18 protein-coding genes are annotated in these 20262 nt (G+C 57.7%); 4 read left to right on the top strand and 14 right to left on the bottom strand.

All coding sequences use genetic code 11. The features are described 5' to 3' along the window. Window positions 1-284: 284 nt before the first annotated feature. The 10 genes from JFN90_RS13470 to JFN90_RS13425 form a co-directional block, all read right to left on the bottom strand. Window positions 285-1010, bottom strand: a complete 726-nt coding sequence (locus JFN90_RS13470) for a hypothetical protein (RefSeq protein WP_199395632.1) — start codon at window positions 1008-1010, stop codon at window positions 285-287. A gap of 144 nt (window positions 1011-1154) precedes the next feature. Then, window positions 1155-3137, bottom strand: a complete 1983-nt coding sequence (locus JFN90_RS13465) for a hypothetical protein (protein ID WP_199395631.1) — start codon at window positions 3135-3137, stop codon at window positions 1155-1157. Between the two features lie 223 nt (window positions 3138-3360). Then, entirely contained in the window at window positions 3361-3720 is a 360-nt protein-coding gene (locus JFN90_RS13460; RefSeq protein ID WP_199395630.1) for a hypothetical protein, read from the bottom strand. A gap of 148 nt (window positions 3721-3868) precedes the next feature. Beyond that, window positions 3869-4666 (bottom strand): hypothetical protein, encoded by a 798-nt coding sequence (locus JFN90_RS13455; protein WP_199395629.1) that lies wholly within the window; start codon window positions 4664-4666, stop codon window positions 3869-3871. A 127-nt stretch (window positions 4667-4793) separates the two neighbouring features. After that, window positions 4794-5261, bottom strand: a complete 468-nt coding sequence (locus JFN90_RS13450; protein WP_199395628.1) for a DUF4265 domain-containing protein — start codon at window positions 5259-5261, stop codon at window positions 4794-4796. Window positions 5262-5572: 311 nt separating this feature from the next. Continuing rightward, entirely contained in the window at window positions 5573-6658 is a 1086-nt protein-coding gene (locus JFN90_RS13445) for an IS91 family transposase (RefSeq protein ID WP_199395627.1), read from the bottom strand. Further along, window positions 6655-7500 (bottom strand): tyrosine-type recombinase/integrase, encoded by an 846-nt coding sequence (locus JFN90_RS13440; protein WP_199395626.1) that lies wholly within the window; start codon window positions 7498-7500, stop codon window positions 6655-6657. The genes JFN90_RS13445 and JFN90_RS13440 overlap by 4 nt, the downstream gene beginning before the upstream one ends. 456 nt (window positions 7501-7956) lie before the next feature. Next, complete coding sequence (locus JFN90_RS13435) at window positions 7957-8544, bottom strand: hypothetical protein (protein WP_199395625.1); 588 nt, start codon at window positions 8542-8544, stop codon at window positions 7957-7959. A 164-nt stretch (window positions 8545-8708) separates the two neighbouring features. Continuing rightward, window positions 8709-9362, bottom strand: coding sequence for a fibronectin type III domain-containing protein (locus JFN90_RS13430; protein ID WP_199395624.1), 654 nt, complete (start codon window positions 9360-9362; stop codon window positions 8709-8711). Between the two features lie 162 nt (window positions 9363-9524). Beyond that, a complete protein-coding gene (locus JFN90_RS13425; protein WP_199395623.1) occupies window positions 9525-10163 on the bottom strand; it encodes an NADPH-dependent F420 reductase in 639 nt (212 codons plus the stop codon). 244 nt (window positions 10164-10407) lie between these two features. Between JFN90_RS13425 and JFN90_RS13420 the strand changes: the two genes are divergently transcribed. Beyond that, complete coding sequence (locus JFN90_RS13420) at window positions 10408-11316, top strand: AEC family transporter (RefSeq protein ID WP_199395622.1); 909 nt, start codon at window positions 10408-10410, stop codon at window positions 11314-11316. Between the two features lie 20 nt (window positions 11317-11336). On the opposite strand, the gene JFN90_RS13415 is transcribed toward JFN90_RS13420, so the two are convergent. The 4 genes from JFN90_RS13415 to JFN90_RS13400 form a co-directional block, all read right to left on the bottom strand. After that, window positions 11337-12374, bottom strand: coding sequence for a DUF5684 domain-containing protein (locus JFN90_RS13415; RefSeq protein WP_199395621.1), 1038 nt, complete (start codon window positions 12372-12374; stop codon window positions 11337-11339). A gap of 51 nt (window positions 12375-12425) precedes the next feature. Continuing rightward, window positions 12426-13457 (bottom strand): M48 family metallopeptidase, encoded by a 1032-nt coding sequence (locus JFN90_RS13410; RefSeq protein ID WP_199395620.1) that lies wholly within the window; start codon window positions 13455-13457, stop codon window positions 12426-12428. After that, window positions 13454-14671 carry a DUF898 family protein gene (locus tag JFN90_RS13405; protein ID WP_199395619.1) on the bottom strand — a complete coding sequence of 406 codons (1218 nt, stop codon included), beginning with the start codon at window positions 14669-14671 and terminating at the stop codon, window positions 13454-13456. The genes JFN90_RS13410 and JFN90_RS13405 overlap by 4 nt, the downstream gene beginning before the upstream one ends. A 235-nt stretch (window positions 14672-14906) precedes the next feature. Further along, window positions 14907-15740, bottom strand: a complete 834-nt coding sequence (locus JFN90_RS13400) for a hypothetical protein (RefSeq protein ID WP_199395618.1) — start codon at window positions 15738-15740, stop codon at window positions 14907-14909. A gap of 421 nt (window positions 15741-16161) precedes the next feature. Between JFN90_RS13400 and JFN90_RS13395 the strand changes: the two genes are divergently transcribed. The 3 genes from JFN90_RS13395 (at window position 16162) to JFN90_RS13385 (ending at window position 20215) form a co-directional block, all read left to right on the top strand. Next, window positions 16162-16392 carry a hypothetical protein gene (locus JFN90_RS13395; protein WP_199395617.1) on the top strand — a complete coding sequence of 77 codons (231 nt, stop codon included), beginning with the start codon at window positions 16162-16164 and terminating at the stop codon, window positions 16390-16392. Window positions 16393-16517: 125 nt separating this feature from the next. Continuing rightward, window positions 16518-17636, top strand: a complete 1119-nt coding sequence (locus JFN90_RS13390; RefSeq protein WP_199395616.1) for a glycosyltransferase family 61 protein — start codon at window positions 16518-16520, stop codon at window positions 17634-17636. A gap of 440 nt (window positions 17637-18076) precedes the next feature. Continuing rightward, window positions 18077-20215, top strand: coding sequence for a methyl-accepting chemotaxis protein (locus tag JFN90_RS13385; protein WP_199395615.1), 2139 nt, complete (start codon window positions 18077-18079; stop codon window positions 20213-20215). The last annotated feature ends 47 nt before the right edge of the window (window positions 20216-20262 follow it).

The following is a 20262-nucleotide window of genomic DNA, read 5'->3' as shown; positions in this document are numbered from 1 at the left end:
TAAGTCGCGAAGATAACGACTTCGCAGTCGCTGCAAAGCAATACCTGCAGCGATGGGAGCTTCGATAAGTGTTTGGTGCAGGACCTTCCACCGAGTGGAAAGGGGCCCGACCCAGTTTGAGAAATAAAGACAGAGCGGCTGTTACCAGGGAATACGATTCTTCTAAAAAGGCGACTTCAAATCGTTAGGGCACCATTTTGCCTATTGACAGACGGGGGCCTGATAAGGGTTGGGTCGTGCTTTGTCCTTTGAACCTCAGGTGGTGTGAATGCCTAGATATCCTCTCAAAATGGACAGGGGTCGCGTCTTCCTGAGATAATAGCCATTACATTTATGACAGATGTGGTTGCTTCAACGCAAAGTGCTGCCTGTCTGAAATCTGCCGTTCTTCGGTGTTGAAGCTCAACTGCTAAATCATAGGCAGCTCTTGCATGTTTTCGCGATACTTCGTTCGACCTCCCTTCGAGAGTGGAGGATATATAACCGCTTAACATCCTCTTTGCGTCTGTTTCACTTGGCGTGACTCCATCTTCGCATTTATGGACATGTGGATCGAATACACTTTGCGCCAACGAAATCAGAGCCTCACGGCATAGAAGGCCGACAGCCTGGAATTGCTCCTCATTTTCTGCTTCTGCAAGTCGCATTCTGGCTTCGCCTATTGTTCTATCAACTTTTGGCCAGCCGGTTGTTTCTTCAATTAGTTTCGGTGGGTCACCTGCAGCCCTATCTCGAAGTTCTTTCAACAGCGGGGCGTATAATTCAGATAGAAATAGTCGCCGCGATTGATAGGTCGGTAGGTCGCCGCTGCTCCATCGACCATACCATTCCCACAGATCTGAATACGGATTGGGATTTTCAATGCCGCGACTCTTTATAGCAACGTCAGCATCTTGATAGGAGGCTAGATACTCTTGGTTAACAACTTGAATACGTTGCCCACCGGTAGCAACAGATATCATAATATTTTTCAGCTTCTCAAGAATTGGAATAAGCTCTTGATCGGTCATATTTTACTTTTTTGACCAACGGCTCGGGAAATGACCCGCCCGCCCGGCTTTTTGGGCGGTCGGTGTCCATTTGCCTGGTTGGGAATTCCCATATCTTGTCAATGCTGAGACCCTCAGCTGCGGTGTACTTTCTGGTTAAAAACGTTAGTCAGAGTACCCTTCTGTAATTACCCCGGAACCACTTAAACCACTCACCGCTGACGAGTATCCAAACACAACAATCAAGCCTTGAACAACAGACTTGAGTTCTCCAACCAACTTGATCAAATTACACTCTTTCTTATCGAACCCATTCCGGTCCTTGTCATAATTGAAGTGACATGCCAATACTGGTGGGCGGTTTGCACCGGCAAGCCATACTTGCGCGAGTGGGTTCGCACGCAGGTACTGTATTACATGGCTTCTGACGCTTGAATCGCTGCCAGAGAATAGACATTTGGATGCACTTCGGAAGTCCAGTATGATGGCACCAACCGTCTCGTCTTTGTGTGCAGGATGCAAACCTCCAATGAACTCCAGCCCACTCAATCTTGCAGCTGCTGATTCGACAAGCTTCTCAAACTTCTCCTGCTCCTCCGCCTTCCTCTGTGCCGCTATATGTTTTTGCTCTTGCACCAGCATTCTCGCAGCACCACCTAAAGCGTTGCGGACGTTGTCGATGGCGCACGGCTCCCCTGGTCTAAAGCGAGAGATGAAATACGTATCATCCAGGCCTACCAACTCATTGCTAAGAGGGAAGTCATCGTAATTTACAAAGATCAACGCACCTTCTGGACATCCGGCACGATACCGCTCATAAAGCCCTTGCAATTGCAATGACGTCATAGATATCCGCTGTTTTGCTTCAACGATTAGGAGAGTGCTTTTGGGCATAGTAAAAGGGGATCGGGCGAGCCGATAGTCAGGTCGGATACTCTGAACCGAGCCAGAGTCTCCCGTCACCACCGTTTGCAGTTCTGCCCAAAACGATATGAAACTGTCGCACTCCCTCAAGTCCGCGATGTGTGCTGGATGATGCTCATACAGTTCGAGCTTGCCGTCTGGTGCATGCACAACGAACTTCAGTTCCTGCTCTCGGAGTAAATCCAGCACAGATAAACCGACCCAAACCTGATAAAGCTGCCACCGATGCCTCCATGCAGGTAGCCGGAGAATGGAATGTATCTCCTCTGCAAGACTTTCCACGAGACGCTCAAGCGTCGGAAGATCCTTATACTGTTCTAGGATCGCAGAAAGTGAGTTGGGCTTACCATACTCGTACGTTGCAGAAAACTCGGGAACCTTGACATCCTTGGAAAGCAACCAACTCGCTTTTGCCAAGTGTTCATGGCCAGCGGTCAGGTGCTCCAGGAGTTCGGCCAGGTCCTTTTCGGATGGCGGACGAAGAGACAGCTCTTGGTTACGGAAGATGCGACTTGTTCCTTCATGTATATTGTTATCACTTGCAACAAAAGGTGATCGAGGTGGCTCATTTCCTTGAGCAGACTGTCTGATGCTTCTCTGAACGGATTCCCAAAGATCGTGCAATATATTCGCGTGCGCGGATACTGCCTCATCTGATTGTAATTCGATAGGAACTGATTGTCCTGGCTGCCATTGTGGGATTGCGCATTCTGACTCGGGGGCGGGGAGAGGATAGGCGTTAATATGCTTTGCTAAGTCTTTTATATAAGAGCGGAGTTCCCAAAGCGACCAGACTTGGTATACGACGCGTTCGTAAATTTTGTGATAGGAACGCCAGAATTCTTGGAAGTGAGAAAGGGTGAACTTCATGGCCTTGTCATCTTCGGAAAACTGGTAGCTGATCGCAAGGCTATGATAGGATCGGACAGCCCCATGCCTCTCCATGAAGATGCATATATCAGCCATCATGACGGCAAATGGTTCGAAGCAAGTGAGGAATACACGGACGAACTCTTCGACAGTAATATTCTTAGATTCAAGTTCGCGGGGAAGATCGGTAATGTCAGGATCGAATCCCAATTGGGACACGAGTTCGGCCCAGAGTGCATCGTCGCGGCCGGTGCCGTCTCGGCGTAGCATCAAACCTTCGTCACGAAGACTCCGATAGACATCTGTCGCGGTTTGGAGCGGTTGAGATCGATCTGTCGTGTGTTTTGAGGTCATAAGTTTTCTCCAGCGTTATCGATAGTGCTGTATTCATCTGGCTATACCTTCGGCTCTGGCCTTCATTCAGGGCGACCAACGGGATCGGCCATGACCGGCGGCGTTAGCCGTCAAATATTGACAAGGTTCTGGAGCATTACCGTGCAAATTGGGTTCATATGGATTTTGATGCCGTTCTTTCTTATGTGAAAACAGAATATATGAAATACTTATGACTCTAATCTTAATCTTCTTTATAAGGTTGCAGCGGCAATGCGACAGGAATCTTAAATCTGATTTTATTGGATGTTTGCACATTTTCTTTACTTTCACCTTGTGAGCCAAGGGTAAACATCCCTGCAACAACACCTATACCGCCTTTTGTTCCTTTGCCTTCTTGGGCTTCAACTGAGATATCGAAGTCTACGAAAATTACGGGCAGATTATCATTGGTTACACCGTACAATGATTTAACATCTGGGGTTCTTACATGAGGGCTGACTCTTCCGCCGCTACTGCCAGGTTTCATTACTTTGGTTTGCGCGTCAATGACACCTTCGATGAGCTGAGAAAGGGTTTCAGAGATGAAGTCTTTAAGTTCCACGTTGGATTCTCCGTTTTATCTGTATCTGCTGCATAACGGGGGCGGCCTTGACCGGCGGCGTTAGCCGTCCGTGTCTAAGGACGTTGTTGGGCTCTCCCCTGTCCCCTTTTACTCTGCCGCGATTGGTTGAGCTTTATCGAAAGGCACTCTATATCCCATATCTTACGCTTTGGAGGACGTTGGTGCGTGATGGGTTGTCAACATGGTTGTACTTAAAGTATTTGAAGTAAATAAGAGCTATGTCAGCAGCACGGACGAGCCCATATTTTTTAAACGCATCAATGTCAGATGAAATTATTTTGAAAAAGTTACAAAAATGTTTCTTTATCTCATCATTTAGGCCGTTCAACTTGCTTGTGATAATAAACTGAAGAAAAAGTGGCTCTTCAAATATGAAATCAGCATCGCCTTTAGGTTTAATCTTTGCTGTTGCCATCGTGATATATCTCTCAGCCTTACCGAAATCACCAGATTTGAGTGAAAGGTCAACGCATGCAAGCAAGTCAGTTTGAAGGAACTTGGAGTTCTTCTTTGCCACTTTATTCTCAACTATTTTCTCAAGTATCAATAGGGCATCTTGGGCTAGCAGTTCATTGTCTTTCCCGTTTATTGTCCAATTAAAACGGTATTTAAGAGCTTTTCTTAAAAATGAAGCTTCTATTTCTGATAACATCCCAGTACTTGTATTTCTGTTGTCGTTGCTTTCAGCATCAACGATATATTCCATGCAAAGAGTTGCTAGCTCTACAGCTCTTTGTGTCTCACCTAGCACCGTCAAGAAGTCGATGCGTTTATCGAGGTGAGCCGCTACCAGTAATGACCGGCGTTTTTTCATATTGCCATTGACATTAAAAATATCTAACAACTTGTCGCTTTCTTCAGACGCAGCGTCAACGTGATTCCTCAAGTGTTTCCAGTAATCATCCATCGTGCGCATGACTTCCATCAACCGCCTCGCAAGCTAATTCTTTCAGTTACTTTTGCTTCCGGTGTTTTTACCGTAGCCGATCCATCTTCTGCCCAACGTCTCAAGGGTGAGCAGCGCAGATTTTTGCGACTGCTCCACCCGATTGTTAGGTGTGGCTTGGGTAAAGACTGCTATAAGTAGGATCTGCATGTTCCCAAGTAGCAGCTCGCTCAGTCAGAAAATTACAAACTGCCTCAAAATCAGATGTCGGGGGAACGTCAACGGCTACATAACTATTGTTAGCACCTTCATAGGTGCATCCCAGATCCACTAGTGTCTGTAGTATTTGTTGTGTGTTATTTCCATCTTCGACCGGTGATTGGAAGACGACACGAACTGTGCGGTGCCCTGATTTTGTAACGACGCTTTGAAAACTTGGGAAACCTTCATCTTGATCGAAGGGAGCAAATATTATGTCTTGCCAGGAGACCCCGTAGGCATAAAACGGAGAATTTTCGAGCCGGTAATTATCTCCATCCAGCTTTGTTGCCCACAAAGTCTCTACTTCTGCGGTTCCATCATCGTTGAACACTCGAAAAAGAACCTTTGCGTTTAATTGCTCGGCATCACTCATTTTTACACCTAACGAGTCAGAGTTTATGCGGCGCGCAGCCGCCGCGTAAACTTTGGTTGAACGAAGCCGCTGCCCTCTGGCCATCTGTATTTTTAACGCCGGTTTTCGGTTTTAGGTGTGTGGATAATACGGGCTTTATGAGAGGATTTCAACAACCATTGTCACAGAGGGAGCGGGCTCTATGCCTTTACCTCAACGATCAGGGATAATTTTCCGGCAACTTAAGACAATTTTCTACCACCCCGGACACACCGATAGGGATGCACCTGATACTTCCACGCGCTGGTTCCGTTTCACCTTTCCGGTTAAGATCACCCGCCTCTCGGTGGGCTCCTCGATCTGGGGATCCAGCCGATAACAACCATCAACCCCGCGCAGCATGGGCATGCGGCGGACGAGTCCGGCGTGGTTACCGGATCTTCTTCCCGTATCCGGGGGTGCCTTGGCTCCAGCAGCAACTGCAACCGCTTCAGCGTATCTCGGTTTGCCAGGCTCAACAGTCCGTAGTAGCGCACCTTGTGGAAGCCTTGCGGCAGGACGTGTTGCAGATAGCGCCGCAGGAACTCTTGTGCCGGCAAAATCATGGTCTTCCACTGACCGGTGCCGCTATGCTGGTAGCGGAAGGTGACTTGGCCGCTCTTTAGGCAGACGATGCGGTTGTTTGTGATGGCGATCCGGTGCACGTAGCGCCCGAGGTAGCGGAGCACCTTTTTCGCCCGGTTGAAGGTCGGCCGGCAGAAGACCACCCATTCCTTCTGCCAGACCTCCGGCGGAAACGTCTCGTTTGGCAGCGCCTTCCGCGCCAGCTTCATGAACCGAGCCCGGAACAACCGAGACAGGGCCTTCACTGGCACGAGAAACTTCTTTCGGGATTGCCGCCAGTTGCCTTCATGGTCAAGCGCCCCGGCCGGTACCAGCATGTGAACGTGCGGGTGGTGCTCCAGCGCCCGCGTCCAGGTGTGCAACACAGCCAGCATCCCCAGCTTTCCACCGACGAACCTCGAATCGAGTCCCATCCGCGCCAGGGTCTCAGCGGCAGTCTGCATGAGGATGCCGTACATGATTTTCTGGTTCCTGCGCACCGGGTCCCGCAGTTCTGCTGGCAGGGTGAACACGAGGTGGAAGTACCTCACCGGCAGCAACTCGGCTTCCCGTTTCTCCAGCCAGACTCCGGTTTCCGCTCCGTGGCACTTGGGACAGCTCCGGTTCCTGCACGAGTGGTAGATGTACTGCTGATGGCCGCACCCTTCGCACCGGGAAACGTGACCTCCCATAAACTCGGTGCGGCAGGCGGCAATGTCGGTGAGCGCTCGGCGATGGCTGGGAAGGAGCTTTGCTCCGAACTCGGCCAGGTAGGCGCTGCCGTGGGCGGCGACGATGTCGGCTAGGGTGGTCACTGTTGCAGGCCGGTCATCATCCCGTCGAGGCTGACATGGATGCGCGCGGTGATCCTCTCCGTAAGGTGCGTGTAGATGTTGGTGGTGACGATGCTGGTATGACCGAGGATTTCCTTGATGGTGCCAATGTCGAGGCCGTTTTCAACCAGGTGGGTGGCATAGGAATGGCGCAGGGTGTGGACCGTCGCGGGCTTGTCGACGCCGCTCTCCTTGAGCGCCGCCCTGAAAACCTTCTGCAAAGAGTCGGCAGCTATGTGTGCCTTCTTTTGGGGGAACAGGAAGGGAGAGCCTTTGCCGTGCGCCCGGTAATAGGACCGCAAAAGCTCCAGCGGGTGGCTATGCAACGGCACAAGACGGTCTTTGCCGCCCTTGCCGGCTCGCACCCTGAGCAGGCCGCGCTGGCCGTCAACATCGCTGGTCTTTAGGCGTATCCCCTCGGAGATGCGCAGCCCGCAGGCGTAGATGATGGTCAGCGCCATGCGGTAGACAGGACGCTTCACCCGTTTCAGGACGCTTTGCACCTCGCCCTGCGACAACACTACCGGCAGTCTCTTCTGAGGCCGCGGTCGTACTATGTCGAGAATCGGTAATTTCCGTTTCAGAGTTTTTTCGAAGAAGAACTTGATGCCGCAGAGATAGACGGTGATGGAACTTCTGGAGAGCTTGCGCTCGCTGACCAGGTGGACGAAAAAGTCCCGTATCTCCTCGTCGGTCAGCAGATCGGGCGAGCGGTGGTAATGCTTTGCCAGCACCCGCACCGTGTCGATGTAACTTCTGGTGGTCCTGGGTGAGTAACCGGCGAGTTGCAGATCCTCCATCATCCTTTTACGTAGCTCGGTCATGACTGTCTCCTTTCGTTGGTTACGGCCCTGATGCCGTACCTTGAAAGGATAGTCATAAAAAAGACAGCCTCCTCAGAGGCTGCCTACTATTGCCTTGCTTCCACCTACTTCATGTTCGTCTTTTGCTTTTTGCTGCCGCGCAGCGGCTTAGTTCAACTACATATTAGTGGGAAATTGTCGCCATCCTCCACATATCAGCAAATCATCAATGGTTTGAGGATTGTCGAGTGCAGCAACTCGTTCAAATTACTTCCTGTCGTGGCAGGAATTCATGCCAATTGGGAGGATGGCCAGAAAACTGGCCATCCTCCCTTACAGTACGGGGAAAACTGCGTTTGCTTTTCACATATCAACTTTCATTTGCGTGAACAAATCAATCGCAATATATAGAGATACTCCATCCATGTCAAAGCCGAAGTCGCTAAAACTTAACTAAAGCCATTTACACAGAATTCTTTACACGCCCATCTCAACCCTCGTCGGGCTACCGATGCCTTCCGTTGCGCAGAGAAAGCTTCCGTCGAGCGACGGATACCTTCCGTTGCGCAGAGAAAGCTTCCGCTGAGCGGCAGATGCCTTGCGTTGCGCCGAGAAAGCTTCCGTTGAGCGACGGATACCTTCCGTTGCGCAGAGAAAGCTTCCGTTGAGCAACGGATACCTTCCGTTGCGCCGAGAAAGCTTCCGTTGAGCAACGGATACCTTCCGTTGCGCCGAGAAAGCTTCCGTTGAGCAACGGATACCTTCCGTTGCGCCGAGAAAGCTTCCGCTGAGCGACGGATGCCTTCCGTTGCGCGGAGAAAGCTTGCGTCGAGCGACCGATGCTATCCGTTGCGCGGAGAAAGCTTCCGTCGAGCGACCGATGCTATCCGTTGCGCGGAGAAAGCTTCCATTGAGCGACGGATGCCTTCCGTTGCGCGGAGAAAGCTTCCATTGAGCGACGGATGCCTTCCGTTGCGCGGAGAAAGCTTCTGTCGAGCAGCGGATGCCTTTCGTTATGCGGAGAAAGCTTTCGCCGAGCGATGGAAGCTTTTCCAGAAAAAGCATAGGCGAGTGACCGAGAGGAGCATAGTCTCAAGCGGTGCTGAGGCGGTAACTACAGGTTGTGCTTTTGCTTGTTGTACAGCGGATGGATGGCGAGGAAGGTGGATGGCGGGAACCGGTCCCCCACGGCTGTGAGGGACCGGCGCTTTTTGTTCAACGTCTCCTGCTTATGTCACGATGATTCCGACGGGTTCACTCCAGGGGCCATTTTGGTTGTGGCCGATGCTCCTGACTCTGAAGTGGTACCACGATGCCCTTTCCAGATTGCCGATGACGATCCGGACCTTCTTCAGAAAGCCATAATCGGCATACGACTCATCCCCCTGCGGATGCCCTTTGCAAACCTGCAACTGGTATGAACCGGCCGCCGCGTCTTTATCCCAAGTAAGGGTGACTTCGCCAATCTCGGGTCCATTCTTGGCTTTGGCAACCAAGGCTGCGGCCGAGACAGGCCTGTCATACACCCTCTTCGCCTTTCCCTTGGGCTGATAACCGTTGTTGTGCAGCCAGGCTTCATCTTTGTCTTGCCTTGCCCTCAGTACAAGGTAGTTGGCGTTGATGTTAACATCCTCCAGCGCAGCCGCGATCGCTGCCTCCAATTCCCTGGTACTGGGCACATTGAGGACGGAGGCCCTCTCCCACTCCTTTGAGATCACCTCCTTGTGCGCCCTGAACTGAATCGATCCCGGAGCCCACGGGTCCTTTTGAGTGCTTATCTTCGGATGCGCATCCTGCAAAGTCGCAGCGTCATCAAGCCAAAGGATAAATGTCGGTGCATCCATCTCCTCATGGTTCATTTCGAATTTATCTGAGACGCTCATGCTTTCCCCCTCTCGCTTTATTGGATTTTTCCAATACTACCGACAACTCGGTGCCGGTCAAGCGGGAAAATGTGGGAGCTTTGGGCCAGGGGCAGGGGCGGAAAGAGCGGGGGAGGCGCCGGTAGCAGTAACTACGCCTTCCCCCGCTCCTGATTGGGGGATCTATTCTATTCTCAACTTCGCTTTTATTTCCGATGCGGAGGCGCTGGTCGCGTACACCGACGTACCGACGTCGAAGAGCCTGGAGGTGGTAAGCCCGCCTACCACGACCGGGTCCAGCCCGACGCTTTGGGCCAGTTCGACCGCGACCTGCACCGCTTCCTGATCGTCAGCGGCGATGGGAATGCCGATCGTGTCGCCTCTCTTGTTCACCGTCTTCTTGAGGTCCTCGAAATAGACCGAGTTGAAGGCCCGCACGATCCTCGCTCCAGGAAGCAGACGTGCCACCACGCTCCCCATCCCTCCCGGATCCTGCCGCGCCTCCACCGCCATCGCCCCGTCCCGCTCGGGGTACGGGTTGGAGGTGTCGATGACGATTTTGCCTTGCAAGGCCTGCTTGGTTTCGCTGTCTAGTTCCCGGTAGGCCTTGAGCGGTATGGAAAGCAGTACCACGTCACCGAAGGCGATCGCTTCGGCTACGCTCCCGGCACGGGCCCCGGGCCCGGCGGCCGCCACCAAATCCTGCAGGTTTTCCGGGTGCCGCGAACTGAAGCACACCTCGTAGCCTGCCTTGCCCAACATGACCCCCAAGTTCCCACCTATGTTGCCCGATCCGACGATGCCTATCTTTGTCACTCTCATATTCGGGTCCTCCTCTTTTGCGGTTTTGGTCCCCCCTTCTCCGTCATGATGCCCTCTTCACCTGAGTATACTCCCCGGCGGCATCGGGCTGCCACGGCTTATCACGTTCTTTTCCTTGTGGCGGCGTTAAGGCTGTGTTACAGCAAAGGCTTGGCAATCGGCTGGGTCATAGGATAGGCGTGGCAGACGGCGCAGGACGGGCATGGCCCGCTCGGCGCCACTTAGGCAGGAGAAACTGGCAGTAATGGAAAATTTCGTCTTGATCGGGGTGTTCGTACTTCTGGGGATGCTCTTTCGCCGCCTCGAGGCCTTCCCCAAGGACTCGGCGCAGACCCTCAACATGTTCGCCCTCTACGTGTCGTTGCCGGCCTTGATACTCCTCAAGGTGCCGCAGATCGTGTTGTCCCGGGAGATCCTGGCCGACGCGATCGTCCCCTGGGGGATGCTGCTCCTCTCCGTCGCATCGGTAATCGCCGCGGCGCGGTTTTGGCGCTGGGACCGCGCCACGCTCGGGGTGCTGCTTCTGGTGGTGCCACTGGGGAACACCTCGTTCCTGGGCGTCCCCATGATCCAGGCCTTCTTCGGCGCGGCGGGCCTCCCCTACCTGATCATCTACGATCAGATGGGGACGATGCTGATCATGGTGAGCTACGGCTCCCTCATCCTCGCCATATACGGCAAGGACGGTGAGGTGAACCTCGCCGCGATGGTGCGTAAGATGTTCTTCTTCCCGCCTACCATCGCCCTCCTGGTCGCCCTTTGCGCCCGCTCCTGGCCTTACCCGCAGAAACTCGCCCAGGCGCTGCAGAACATCTCCCTCACCCTGGTGCCGGTGGTGATGACGGCGATCGGCATGCAGATGCGGCTGCGGCTGCCGCGCAGGGTGCTGGGGCCGCTGGCCCTGGGCTTGGCGGTAAAGCTCCTGGTGGCGCCGCTGACGGCACTTCTTATCTGCCGCGTGGCGGGGCTCTCCGGCCTCGTGGCCGATGTCGCCATCCTGGAGGCGGCCATGCCTCCCATGGTGACCGCCGGGGCCCTCGCCGTCGCCGCGGGGATGGAGGCGGACCTCGCCGTGGCCATGATCGGCATCGGCATTATCCTCTCCTTCGGGACCCTCCCCGCCATCTATTGGCTGACGCGCCTGTTGCCTTGACGCTCTCGCCCCGGCACCGTTTATACCTGCGGGGGCTCCTCGGAGAAGGTGAAGTCAAGCACTTCCTCCCGGACCTCGCCGTAGCGGGAGCCACCGAAGGCAAGTAGCGGGAAGAAGATCATGGGGAGAAACACGAGACCGACCCCGAAGACCGGACTTCTCTGGAACTTCTCCGCCAAAGCGAGCATCGCCAGCAGGTAGATGGCCACGCCGACCACCGGGATGAAGAGCAGCAGGCACCACCAACCCGGCTTGCCCGAGATCTGCATCAGCACGTAGCAGTTGTAGATGGGGATGATGCTTTTCACGCCCGACTGGCCCGCCTTGCGGAAGACGACCCACAGTGCGACCATGACGATCAGGCCGCTCACCACCAGCATCAGGAAGTACTTGAACCAGGGGGGTTCATGCCCGGGTCCCTTAGCCGGCGCCGCGGCGCCACCCCCTCCCTTCTTTTGCTGCTGCGCCAGGCTCTTCTGCGCTTCCACGGCCTTCTTCATCAGCTCGGGATCACCCTTTTTAATCGCCTGCGCCATCATCTCCACGTTCTCTTTGCTGCGGCGCTCGACCCCTTCCCGTGTCAGGGGGGCAGCTGTGGGCGCGGCGGCCTCCGGTGCGGGGGCGGGCGGCGCGGCCGGCGCCGGTGCAACGACGCGGGCCGGCGGACCCGGGGGAGCCGGCGTTGCTGCGGTGCGGGCCACGGCAGCGGCCGGTGCCGGCGCTGTCCCCTGCGCCTGCTTCACGATCTGCACTGCCGGGGCAGGCGCCGCGCTCGGCACCGCGGCGGGCGCCTTGGCGACGGCCGGTTTGTTGTGCAGGGCAGCGCGGGGGGCTTTGCGTTTGGCCCGTTCCATACTCTTCTTGAGGTTGATCTCGCCCGGGGCGAACTCAAGGAGCACATCGCGGTTCACCTTGACCACGATCACGCCGTTGCGTTTCCAGAAGGATTCGCACTCGAGGACGCTGCCGTCCCGAAAGAAGACCTGCTTGGCAAAAGAAACTCCCGCCAGCCCCAGCCATACCGCCAGCACCAGCATGCCGATGCGCAATCCCTTCATAGGTCCCTCCTTCTGTTGCAACGCTTGTTAGTCCGGAGTCACCCGGTTTTCCTACTGGGCGGCCAGCACCCTTTGCACCCTCTCCAGCATGGCGGGGTGGTCGTCGAACAGCTCCCCCAGGCGGGGAGCGTCCTTGCGGTCCTGGTAATGATCCGCCTCGAGCCGCGCCAAAAGCTCGGCATAGCGCCGCACCGGGATCCCCTGCCGTTTCAGGTAGCGGACGGCGGCAGCATCGGCCTCCCACTCGAAGTCGCGTGAGTACTTGGCGTCTATGAGAGCCGTGGGGACCGTGGCGGCAAGCGAGCCGGCCGATACGATGTCCCCGGTCAGGGTGGCGACCACGAGCACGGTCACCGAGTTCTGCAGCAGATGGCGCAGCGCGTGCCGGCGCTCCAGGTGGCCGATCTCGTGCGCCAGCACGCCAGCCAGCTCGTCATCGCTCTCGGCCAGTTCCACCATCCGGTCGGTGACGATGACGATCCCGGAGGGAAGCGCGAAGGCGTTGGCCCCGATCTCCTTGGAGGAGCGGAACTCCAGGCGCCAGTGCAGACGCTGCGGGTCCCCCGCGATCATGGTGCCGAAGCGGCGGGTCACTTCCTCCCTGCGTTGCCGGGACAGCGCGCTCGGCCGCATGATGACCCGGTCCAGGACCTGCAGGGTCTCCCGGCCGATCAGCTCCTCGGTCCGGGGAGGGAGGATGGAGGCGGCCTTGAGCGCCAGAACGGGAACCAGGTAACGCAGGAAGGCGAAGACGATGCAAAGCAGTAGCGCCAGCGCGACCAAGGCCCGCCCCAGGCTCTTCTCCCAGCGGTGTACGCCCAGTAGCGCCCGCCCCCTCCCCTGCTTACTCAGCAGTTCCTCGACCAGCCCGTGCGCGTCGGTCTCGGCGCTGGCGCCGTCGGGAAAGTGCAGCCTGCGCCTCATCCTGCCCAGGGGCGGGTCGACGCCGACCTCAGCCAGCGGGTAAAGGGACTCCATCCCGTCGCAGGAAACCGCGAGGGATCCATCTACCACGCGTAGCGTCACCTCGCGTCCCCGCGAGGTGCGGCCGTCGTACCATGTCGCAGTGCAGGAAGCGCTCATAGCCCCAGGTCGAACCCAAGCATATCCCCCAGTTCCTCGGGCGCGGCGCCGACCTGCGTCTCCTGCGAGGCGAGAATGGCGTCGAAGCCCCCCGCCCCCGCAGCGGTCAGGCGCTCCAGGCGATAGCGCAGCAGGCGCACGGCGGCCCAGGGCGCCAGCAGCCCCAGGCTGCAGGTTACCGCGACGGCGTTGGAGAAATAGATCCAGAGCAGATCGCGCACCCTGAGCGTCGAGGTGAACCGGTGATCCCCCAGGCTCGTGGAACTCCAGGTCAGGTTGGTGAGGGCAGTCCGGACATAGAGGGCGGCGCAGATATAGATGACGAAGAAGAGTACCACCGGCAGCGCCATGGTGATCGCGCTCGGCTTGAGCATGATGGCAGCGACGACCGCCACCAAGGCCACGGGGGACAGGATCACCAGGGGGAGGAAGATGCGGAAGTATTGCCCCGGGGTGGCGTGAAAGCGAAAGGGAGTGGTGCCGAAGCGGCTGTTCTCAACCAGGAAGCGCCGCTGACGGTAATAGATGTACGGGACCAGCACCCCCATGGTCACCGGGAGGAGCAACTGCCACCAGAGGAAGACCCGGTAGGCCTCGCGGTAGTCGGGATTGAAGCCGAAACGTATGTTGCGGTGCGAGGTGTTCCTCAGGTTGAAGATGCGGGACCGGACCACCACCCAGGGGAAGACCCCCATGAAGAACAGCATGAGCAGCGCGGAGACCAAGGGACTGACGCGCGAGGCAAAGGAATAGAGGGTGAAGAACAGGCCGGCCAGAAGCCATCCCTTCAGGATCGCCCAGGGATCACCGAGGAAATCGAAGGGGACGCCGTCCAGCAGGGTATTGCCGTAGAAGTAGCGCCGTTTGCGGATCTTGGCCCAGGGGGAATAAAAGCCCAGGGTAACGATGCGCAGGAGGGTATTGACGATCCATATGCCGAAGTACTCCCTGGCATTGCCGGTGAACTCGAAGCGGGCGGTGCGGCGCGCGCTGCGCGCGGGCGGCGGTGCGGCCTGCGATGGACTAGCGCCAGCCGCGGCGGCAGGGGGCACGCCATCACTGCCGGGCAGGGCAACCGGCTCTTCGGATTGGAAAGGGAACAAGGACTTGCAGACGGGACAGGTGACCGTGGTACCCGGTTGCGGCACGACGGCGACCTCGACCTGCTTGGAGAAGTGGCAAACGGGGCAGGTCAGGGAGATGACAGCGGACAAGGTTCCTCCTCGGTACGGACGCGGAAATACCCGGTAAGGCGGTCGCAGCATACCAGCGGATTTAAGCGTTATCAATTTAATTTTACAAATGCTCGGGGTTACCCCTAGGGGACGGGACGCCGCGGGGACCGGCTCGGGATGCACAACCGGGGCTTTGGAGGACGATAAGGGAGGGGGAAGACCACGATGGTACACCGCCCGCTTCCGAATGGAGGCGGGCGGTGCTTGACGGACTTTAGAACAGGTAGTACAGGGAGAAACCGGCACGGAAGCCGTCGGCGGAACCGGCGCGGAACTCGCCGTCCTTGCTCCTGGAATCGGTGGCGACCACGTAGGCGACACTCGGCAACAGGTAGAAGTTGTGGGCCATCTGCAGGTAGCTCGCCACTTCGAAGGTGAAGTCCTCGTAGGCGGTGTAGTCGCGGGTAGCGGTGTTGAAGTTCGCGTCCACCTTGGCGTCAATGGTCACCGTATGGTTCAGCTCCTTCTCGAAACCCAGCGAGATGGTGTGGGTATCGGACTCGTCGTGGTTTCTGATGGTGGCGCGGTAGATGGCGTAGGGGGTGTTGTGATGCCCGAGGTTCGCGCTCGCCGCGATGAAGGGGCTCACGTCGGTGGTGCCGGTGCCCGCCTGGCTGTCCCCGGCGGTGTCGAATTTGAGGCCGAGGCCCGCCACCACGGTATAGGGTGCTTCCTCGCCGCCCACCAGGCGGTATTTCGCCTGGAGCGCAAGGTCGCCGAAGCCGTCAGTCTTGGCCTGTGCCGCACCGACTCCGTCTATCACTTCTTTCTCACGCTCGCTGAAAATGTACGGAAGCGAGGCGGACACTTCCAGGCCGTGGCCGAGGCCGACACCGACCGAATAGAGCGACTCGGCGGCGTTGATGGTCCCCTTCCCGTGATCCCCCAAATCAGTGATGTCACCTTTGATGTGGGAATACTCGAACAGGGCCTGCGCCTCAACCTGCTTCTTGTCGAGAACGTCCGTCACCAGCAGTTTGTGCTCCGCATGCGCGGTGGCCGTGGTCATGAGTATCCCGCCCAGTACTGCCAATACCATCTTCTTCATGTACGTCTCCTCCTGCAATGAAATGATCCGCCGACGCCTGGTTCGCAGGTGCAGGCCAACTCACGGGCTATGGCTCTACCAGCCCCCCGGTTGACCGCAGTGAAGGAAGCGGGGGCGAAAAAGTTTTAATACAACAGAACCCCCTGTTATTACAACCCTAAACGGTGCAGCGTCATCACCTTTTCCGGCAAAGGCGTGCGTGGGTGTGCCGCTTCCGGGCGCTAAACACCGTTTACAGGGGTCGTACTTCCGGGTGCCGCTTTGCAACGATCACCCCCTTTCCTCGCTGCAGGGTTCCGTGCTCACGGGGATTGACAAAAATCAAGAGAAATAATACATTGTTCTAGCTTGTTGAGGTGCGGGCTGCCATCAGCGCCCTCCGCAGGTACGTTACCGAACAATTCCGCAAAGGAGCAGGACAATGGGTCTCGCGTTACAATGCAAGTTTTACGGCCACATCATCACCGTCGACAAAGCCCTGGCAGTCAGGGACGGGGCGGAGCCACAACACCGGCACGACCTTCTCTTCGAGTGCGACAAGTGCGGCAAGCCGGTGCGTCCGCGCGCGGCGGGTGACAAGCACGTCGCCCACTTCGTGCACATCAGGCAGAACCCGGAATGCTGCTACGGGGAGCCCCAAAGAGAGTACTAGCGGGATCGGCGAGCACCGGCTGCCACCGCACCGTATGCCCAGAAGCGCCCTCCCCCGGCTGAAGTTCACCAGCCGGGGTCCGGATCGGCTGGAAAGAACGCGGCTCCTGTGCTAGGATCGCGCGCATGACGGTTTTAAGCGAGTCCGCCGCCAAGCGGCGCAAACAACTGCTTCGTTTCATCTCGACCGACCTGCTCGGCCCCATCGCGGGGAAGATGCCCAAGTCGTGCATCGAGTCCCTGGAAAAGGCGTCATCCTACGCCGACATCAACGCGCACATCTTGGATATCGTCCCGGTGGCCGATGCCCGCATCGTGAGACACGAGGTCGCCGCCAAGCTCCCCCCTTTCATCAGAACCGAAGCCGTATTCGGCAAAAGAAACCTCTACCTGCTGCGCGACGCCACCGTCTCGCCCCATTCCGGGATGGCCTGGATCGGAAACCGGATCATCGAAGAGAGCGTGGGCTCCCTGCGCCGCATCATGGGCTGGGGAGACGTGCTGCACGAGCCGCTGCTGCCGGCAAGGAAGCTGCTGATACCGGAGCCCGTGGTGGTGTGCCATCCCGCCACCTACTTTCACTGGCTTCTCGAGGTACTCCCCAACATCCTACTCGCCGTCGCCACCTTCCCCGGCGTCAAGATCGTACTGCCGGACAACCCGCCGCGTTACGTACTGGACGGGCTGACCACGGCGCTCGGCCCTGAGGCGCGGCGCGACTTTCTCTTCACCTCCAGCCCGATCCGCGTGGAAAGGCTCGTGGTGCCGCAGTATCACAACCAGCCGGAATTTACGCCGCCGCAGGTGCTGGAGCTCTTGAGGTCGGAGGTGAAGGCCAAGGTGGTGCCGCAGGGATCAGCGGAGCAGCGACGCCGGCACGGAACCAGAATCTATATTTCGAGGCAGAAAAGCAGGCGCCGTCTTGCCGGCGAGGCCGAAATGGAAGAGAGGCTGCGGGAGATCGGCTTTAGCGTGCTCCACTGCGAGGAGCTCTCCTTCGCGGAACAGATCCGCGCCTTTCACGAGGCGGAGGTCGTGGTTGGCAGCCACGGCGCCGGCCTCAGCAACCTTGCCTGGTGCGAGGCACCGTGTCGGGTGGTGGAGATCTTCCCGAAGAACTACATATTGGACTGCTTCGCCTGGCTCAGCTTCAGCCGCGGCTTCGATTACCGCTACGTCATCTGCGATACGGGACACAGGATCGACCAAGGGGCCATGGACGCAGTTCTCGCTGCGGTGCAGTGAGAGCAGCAAAAGACAAATCCCCTCTGTCTCCCCTTCGCAAAGGGGAGGACGCGGGGGCGCTGACTCGCCTTGGCGAAATCCTCCGCTAACCTCCTTTCCACTGCATCGCCCACCACAGTCCACGCGCAGCATGAAGTTCCTCAAACTGTGCATCAGATACTTTCCGCATATGCATTCCTATCTCGCCATAGTGTATACACATCCTCAACCACGAAGAACTTGATGCTGATCCTTTTTTCGGCTATAAACGGCCGGCACCAAATGTAATACAAAATATTCACAATCAAATCCTATACTTAAACCAATTAAACCTTTCTATCCATTGGTAAAAACCACGGTTATTCACCGGTGTTTTATCGAAAATCAAGAGATGAACAGGCTTTGTAACAGTACTTCGTGTTGTTGATAAGCAACAGCACCGGATCTATAAGGATATTTCTGTGAAAGCAAGCATTGTAAAGAAGATCACGGCACTCATTATCGTCATCGTCATTACGGCGGTAACCGTCACGACGTATATATCGCTCACGCAGATGCGACAGGAAATGGTGCGCGTGGCGACGGCATCGCAGGAAAGCAGGCTCAACACCTTCTGGGAGCTTTTGAGGCAGAAGGGAGAGCTGAAGATCGTGGACAACCGCCTCATGGCCGGCGACTACGTCATCAACGACAACAACGAACTCCCCGACAAGGTGGCCAAGATCTGCGGCGGGACGGCGACCATCTTCATGAACGACGAACGGGTGGCGACCAACGTCATCAAGGAGGACGGCACCAGGGCGGTGGGGACCAAGCTACAGGGGCCGGCCTTCGAGGCGGTGTTCCGCAAGGGAGAGCATTATCGCGGCATCGCCCCCATCCTCAACATCCCCTATTTCACCGCCTACGACCCGATCCTCGACGCCGGCGGCCATGTCATCGGCGCGCTCTACGTCGGCGTGAAGGCCGCCGACTTCCTGCAGTCCTTCGAACATACCAGGACCGTGGTCATCGCCCTCGCCATCGGCTTTACCATCCTGGCCAGTTGCATCGCGGCCTGGTTCACGAGGATGCTGCTCGCTCCCTTGGCCAAGGCGGTGGCCATCACCGAGGCCGTGGCTGAAGGTGACCTCACCGTGGCTATCCCGGCCGGCGGGGGAGACGAGGCGGGTAAGCTCCTCGGCTCGCTGAAGACAATGGTGGCGGGGCTGTGCGGCATGATCAGCCGCGTCGCCGGATCGGCCGGGGCGCTGCAGGGGATTTCGGGGCGGCTGGCTGAGGAGGCGGTGCACGCCGTGGCGGCAGCCAGGCACCAGCAGGACAAGGTGACCGAGGCCTCGGCCTACGTGCGAACCATAGCGGACAAGGCGGAAGAGATCCGGAACGGGACCCAGCGCCTGGCCCAGGCCGCCTCCGAGTCCTCCTCGGCGATCCTGGAGATGACGGCTAGCACCGACGAGGTCGCCCTCAACGCGGGGCGGCTCACCCACCTGGTGGCCGAGGTGACCGCGGCCATGATGCAAAGCGCCACGGCCACAGGCGAAATCGGCGAGCACACCAAGTCGCTGGTCTCCTCGTCGCTTTCCACCGCTTCCTCGATCCTGGAACTGGAGGCGGCTACCAACAGCGTCAAGGAAAACGCGCTGCTGACGGCGGAAGTGGCGCAAGGTGTCGAGGAGGACGCCTTGAAGGGGGTGGAAGCGATGCGCGCCATGCGCCAAGGGATGAACGACATCCGCTCCTCCTCGGGGGTCACCAACCAGGTCATCGCCACCCTCACCTCCAGGACCCACGAGATCGGCGCGATTTCTTCCGTGATCGACGACATCGCCAAGAGGACCTCGCTGCTCGCCCTGAACGCCAGCATCATCGCGGCCCAGGCCGGCACGCACGGCAAGGCGTTCGGCGTGGTGGCCGAGGAGATCAAGATGCTCGCCTCCAGCACGGCGAACTCCACCAACGAGATCGCGGCGCTGATCGAGGCGGTGCAGTTGGAAACTGAGCACGCGGTCAAGGCGATCAAGGAGGCGGACCAGCGCATCGCGGCGGGCGAGGAGCTCAGCACCCGTTCCAGCGCGGCGCTGGAAAAGATTGTGAGCGGCGTCTCCGGCGCCCGAAGCCACGTCAGCGGCATCGCGCTCGCAACCGCCGAGCAGGCCAAGGGGACCAGCCTCATCCGTGAGGCGATGGACCGGGTCACCCACATGACCGAGAAGATCGAAAGGGCGATCAGGGAGCAGGCCGGGGCCAAGGAGGCGATCATGTTCGCCGCGGAGGAGATGCGGGAGCTCGCCGCGCAGTTCCACAGCGCCACCGGGGAGCAGAGCAAGGTGGGGCGCTCGATCTCCGACTCGATCCTCGACGTGAGCGAGATGTCCAGGAAGATAGAGGCGGCCTGCGCGGTGCAGGCAAAAGAGAACCAGCAGATCGCGTCGGCGGTGACCGAGATTCACGCGGATGCGGACCGCTGCCTGCAAGCGGCCGCCCAGTTGGAGTCCGGCGCCAGCGACCTTGCCAGCCAGGTGGAAGTGCTGCAGCAGGGCGCGGGGGCCTTCCGGCTCCGGGGGGAGACCGTGTCTGCGGGGAGGATGCCGATTTAACCGGTGCTCCAGACCTAAAAGGAAGTGAAGAACAAAGAGCCGGCGCG

It is taken from the genome of Geomonas propionica (assembly GCF_016458235.1).
Taxonomy (GTDB): Bacteria; Desulfobacterota; Desulfuromonadia; order Geobacterales; family Geobacteraceae; genus Geomonas; species Geomonas propionica.
Note: the sequence above shows the minus strand (reverse complement) of the source record. Positions and strands in the feature narration are given on the sequence as shown.

Coding starts and splice junctions, on each gene's coding strand:
- JFN90_RS13470 (WP_199395632.1), bottom strand. CDS start 1,010: ATGACCGATCAAGAGCTTATTCCAATTCTTGAGAAGCTGAAAAATATT.
- JFN90_RS13465 (WP_199395631.1), bottom strand. CDS start 3,137: ATGACCTCAAAACACACGACAGATCGATCTCAACCGCTCCAAACCGCG.
- JFN90_RS13455 (WP_199395629.1), bottom strand. CDS start 4,666: ATGGAAGTCATGCGCACGATGGATGATTACTGGAAACACTTGAGGAAT.
- JFN90_RS13450 (WP_199395628.1), bottom strand. CDS start 5,261: ATGAGTGATGCCGAGCAATTAAACGCAAAGGTTCTTTTTCGAGTGTTC.
- JFN90_RS13440 (WP_199395626.1), bottom strand. CDS start 7,500: ATGACCGAGCTACGTAAAAGGATGATGGAGGATCTGCAACTCGCCGGT.
- JFN90_RS13435 (WP_199395625.1), bottom strand. CDS start 8,544: ATGCTTTTTCTGGAAAAGCTTCCATCGCTCGGCGAAAGCTTTCTCCGC.
- JFN90_RS13430 (WP_199395624.1), bottom strand. CDS start 9,362: ATGAGCGTCTCAGATAAATTCGAAATGAACCATGAGGAGATGGATGCA.
- JFN90_RS13425 (WP_199395623.1), bottom strand. CDS start 10,163: ATGAGAGTGACAAAGATAGGCATCGTCGGATCGGGCAACATAGGTGGG.
- JFN90_RS13420 (WP_199395622.1), top strand. CDS start 10,408: ATGGAAAATTTCGTCTTGATCGGGGTGTTCGTACTTCTGGGGATGCTC.
- JFN90_RS13415 (WP_199395621.1), bottom strand. CDS start 12,374: ATGAAGGGATTGCGCATCGGCATGCTGGTGCTGGCGGTATGGCTGGGG.
- JFN90_RS13410 (WP_199395620.1), bottom strand. CDS start 13,457: ATGAGCGCTTCCTGCACTGCGACATGGTACGACGGCCGCACCTCGCGG.
- JFN90_RS13400 (WP_199395618.1), bottom strand. CDS start 15,740: ATGAAGAAGATGGTATTGGCAGTACTGGGCGGGATACTCATGACCACG.
- JFN90_RS13395 (WP_199395617.1), top strand. CDS start 16,162: ATGGGTCTCGCGTTACAATGCAAGTTTTACGGCCACATCATCACCGTC.
- JFN90_RS13390 (WP_199395616.1), top strand. CDS start 16,518: ATGACGGTTTTAAGCGAGTCCGCCGCCAAGCGGCGCAAACAACTGCTT.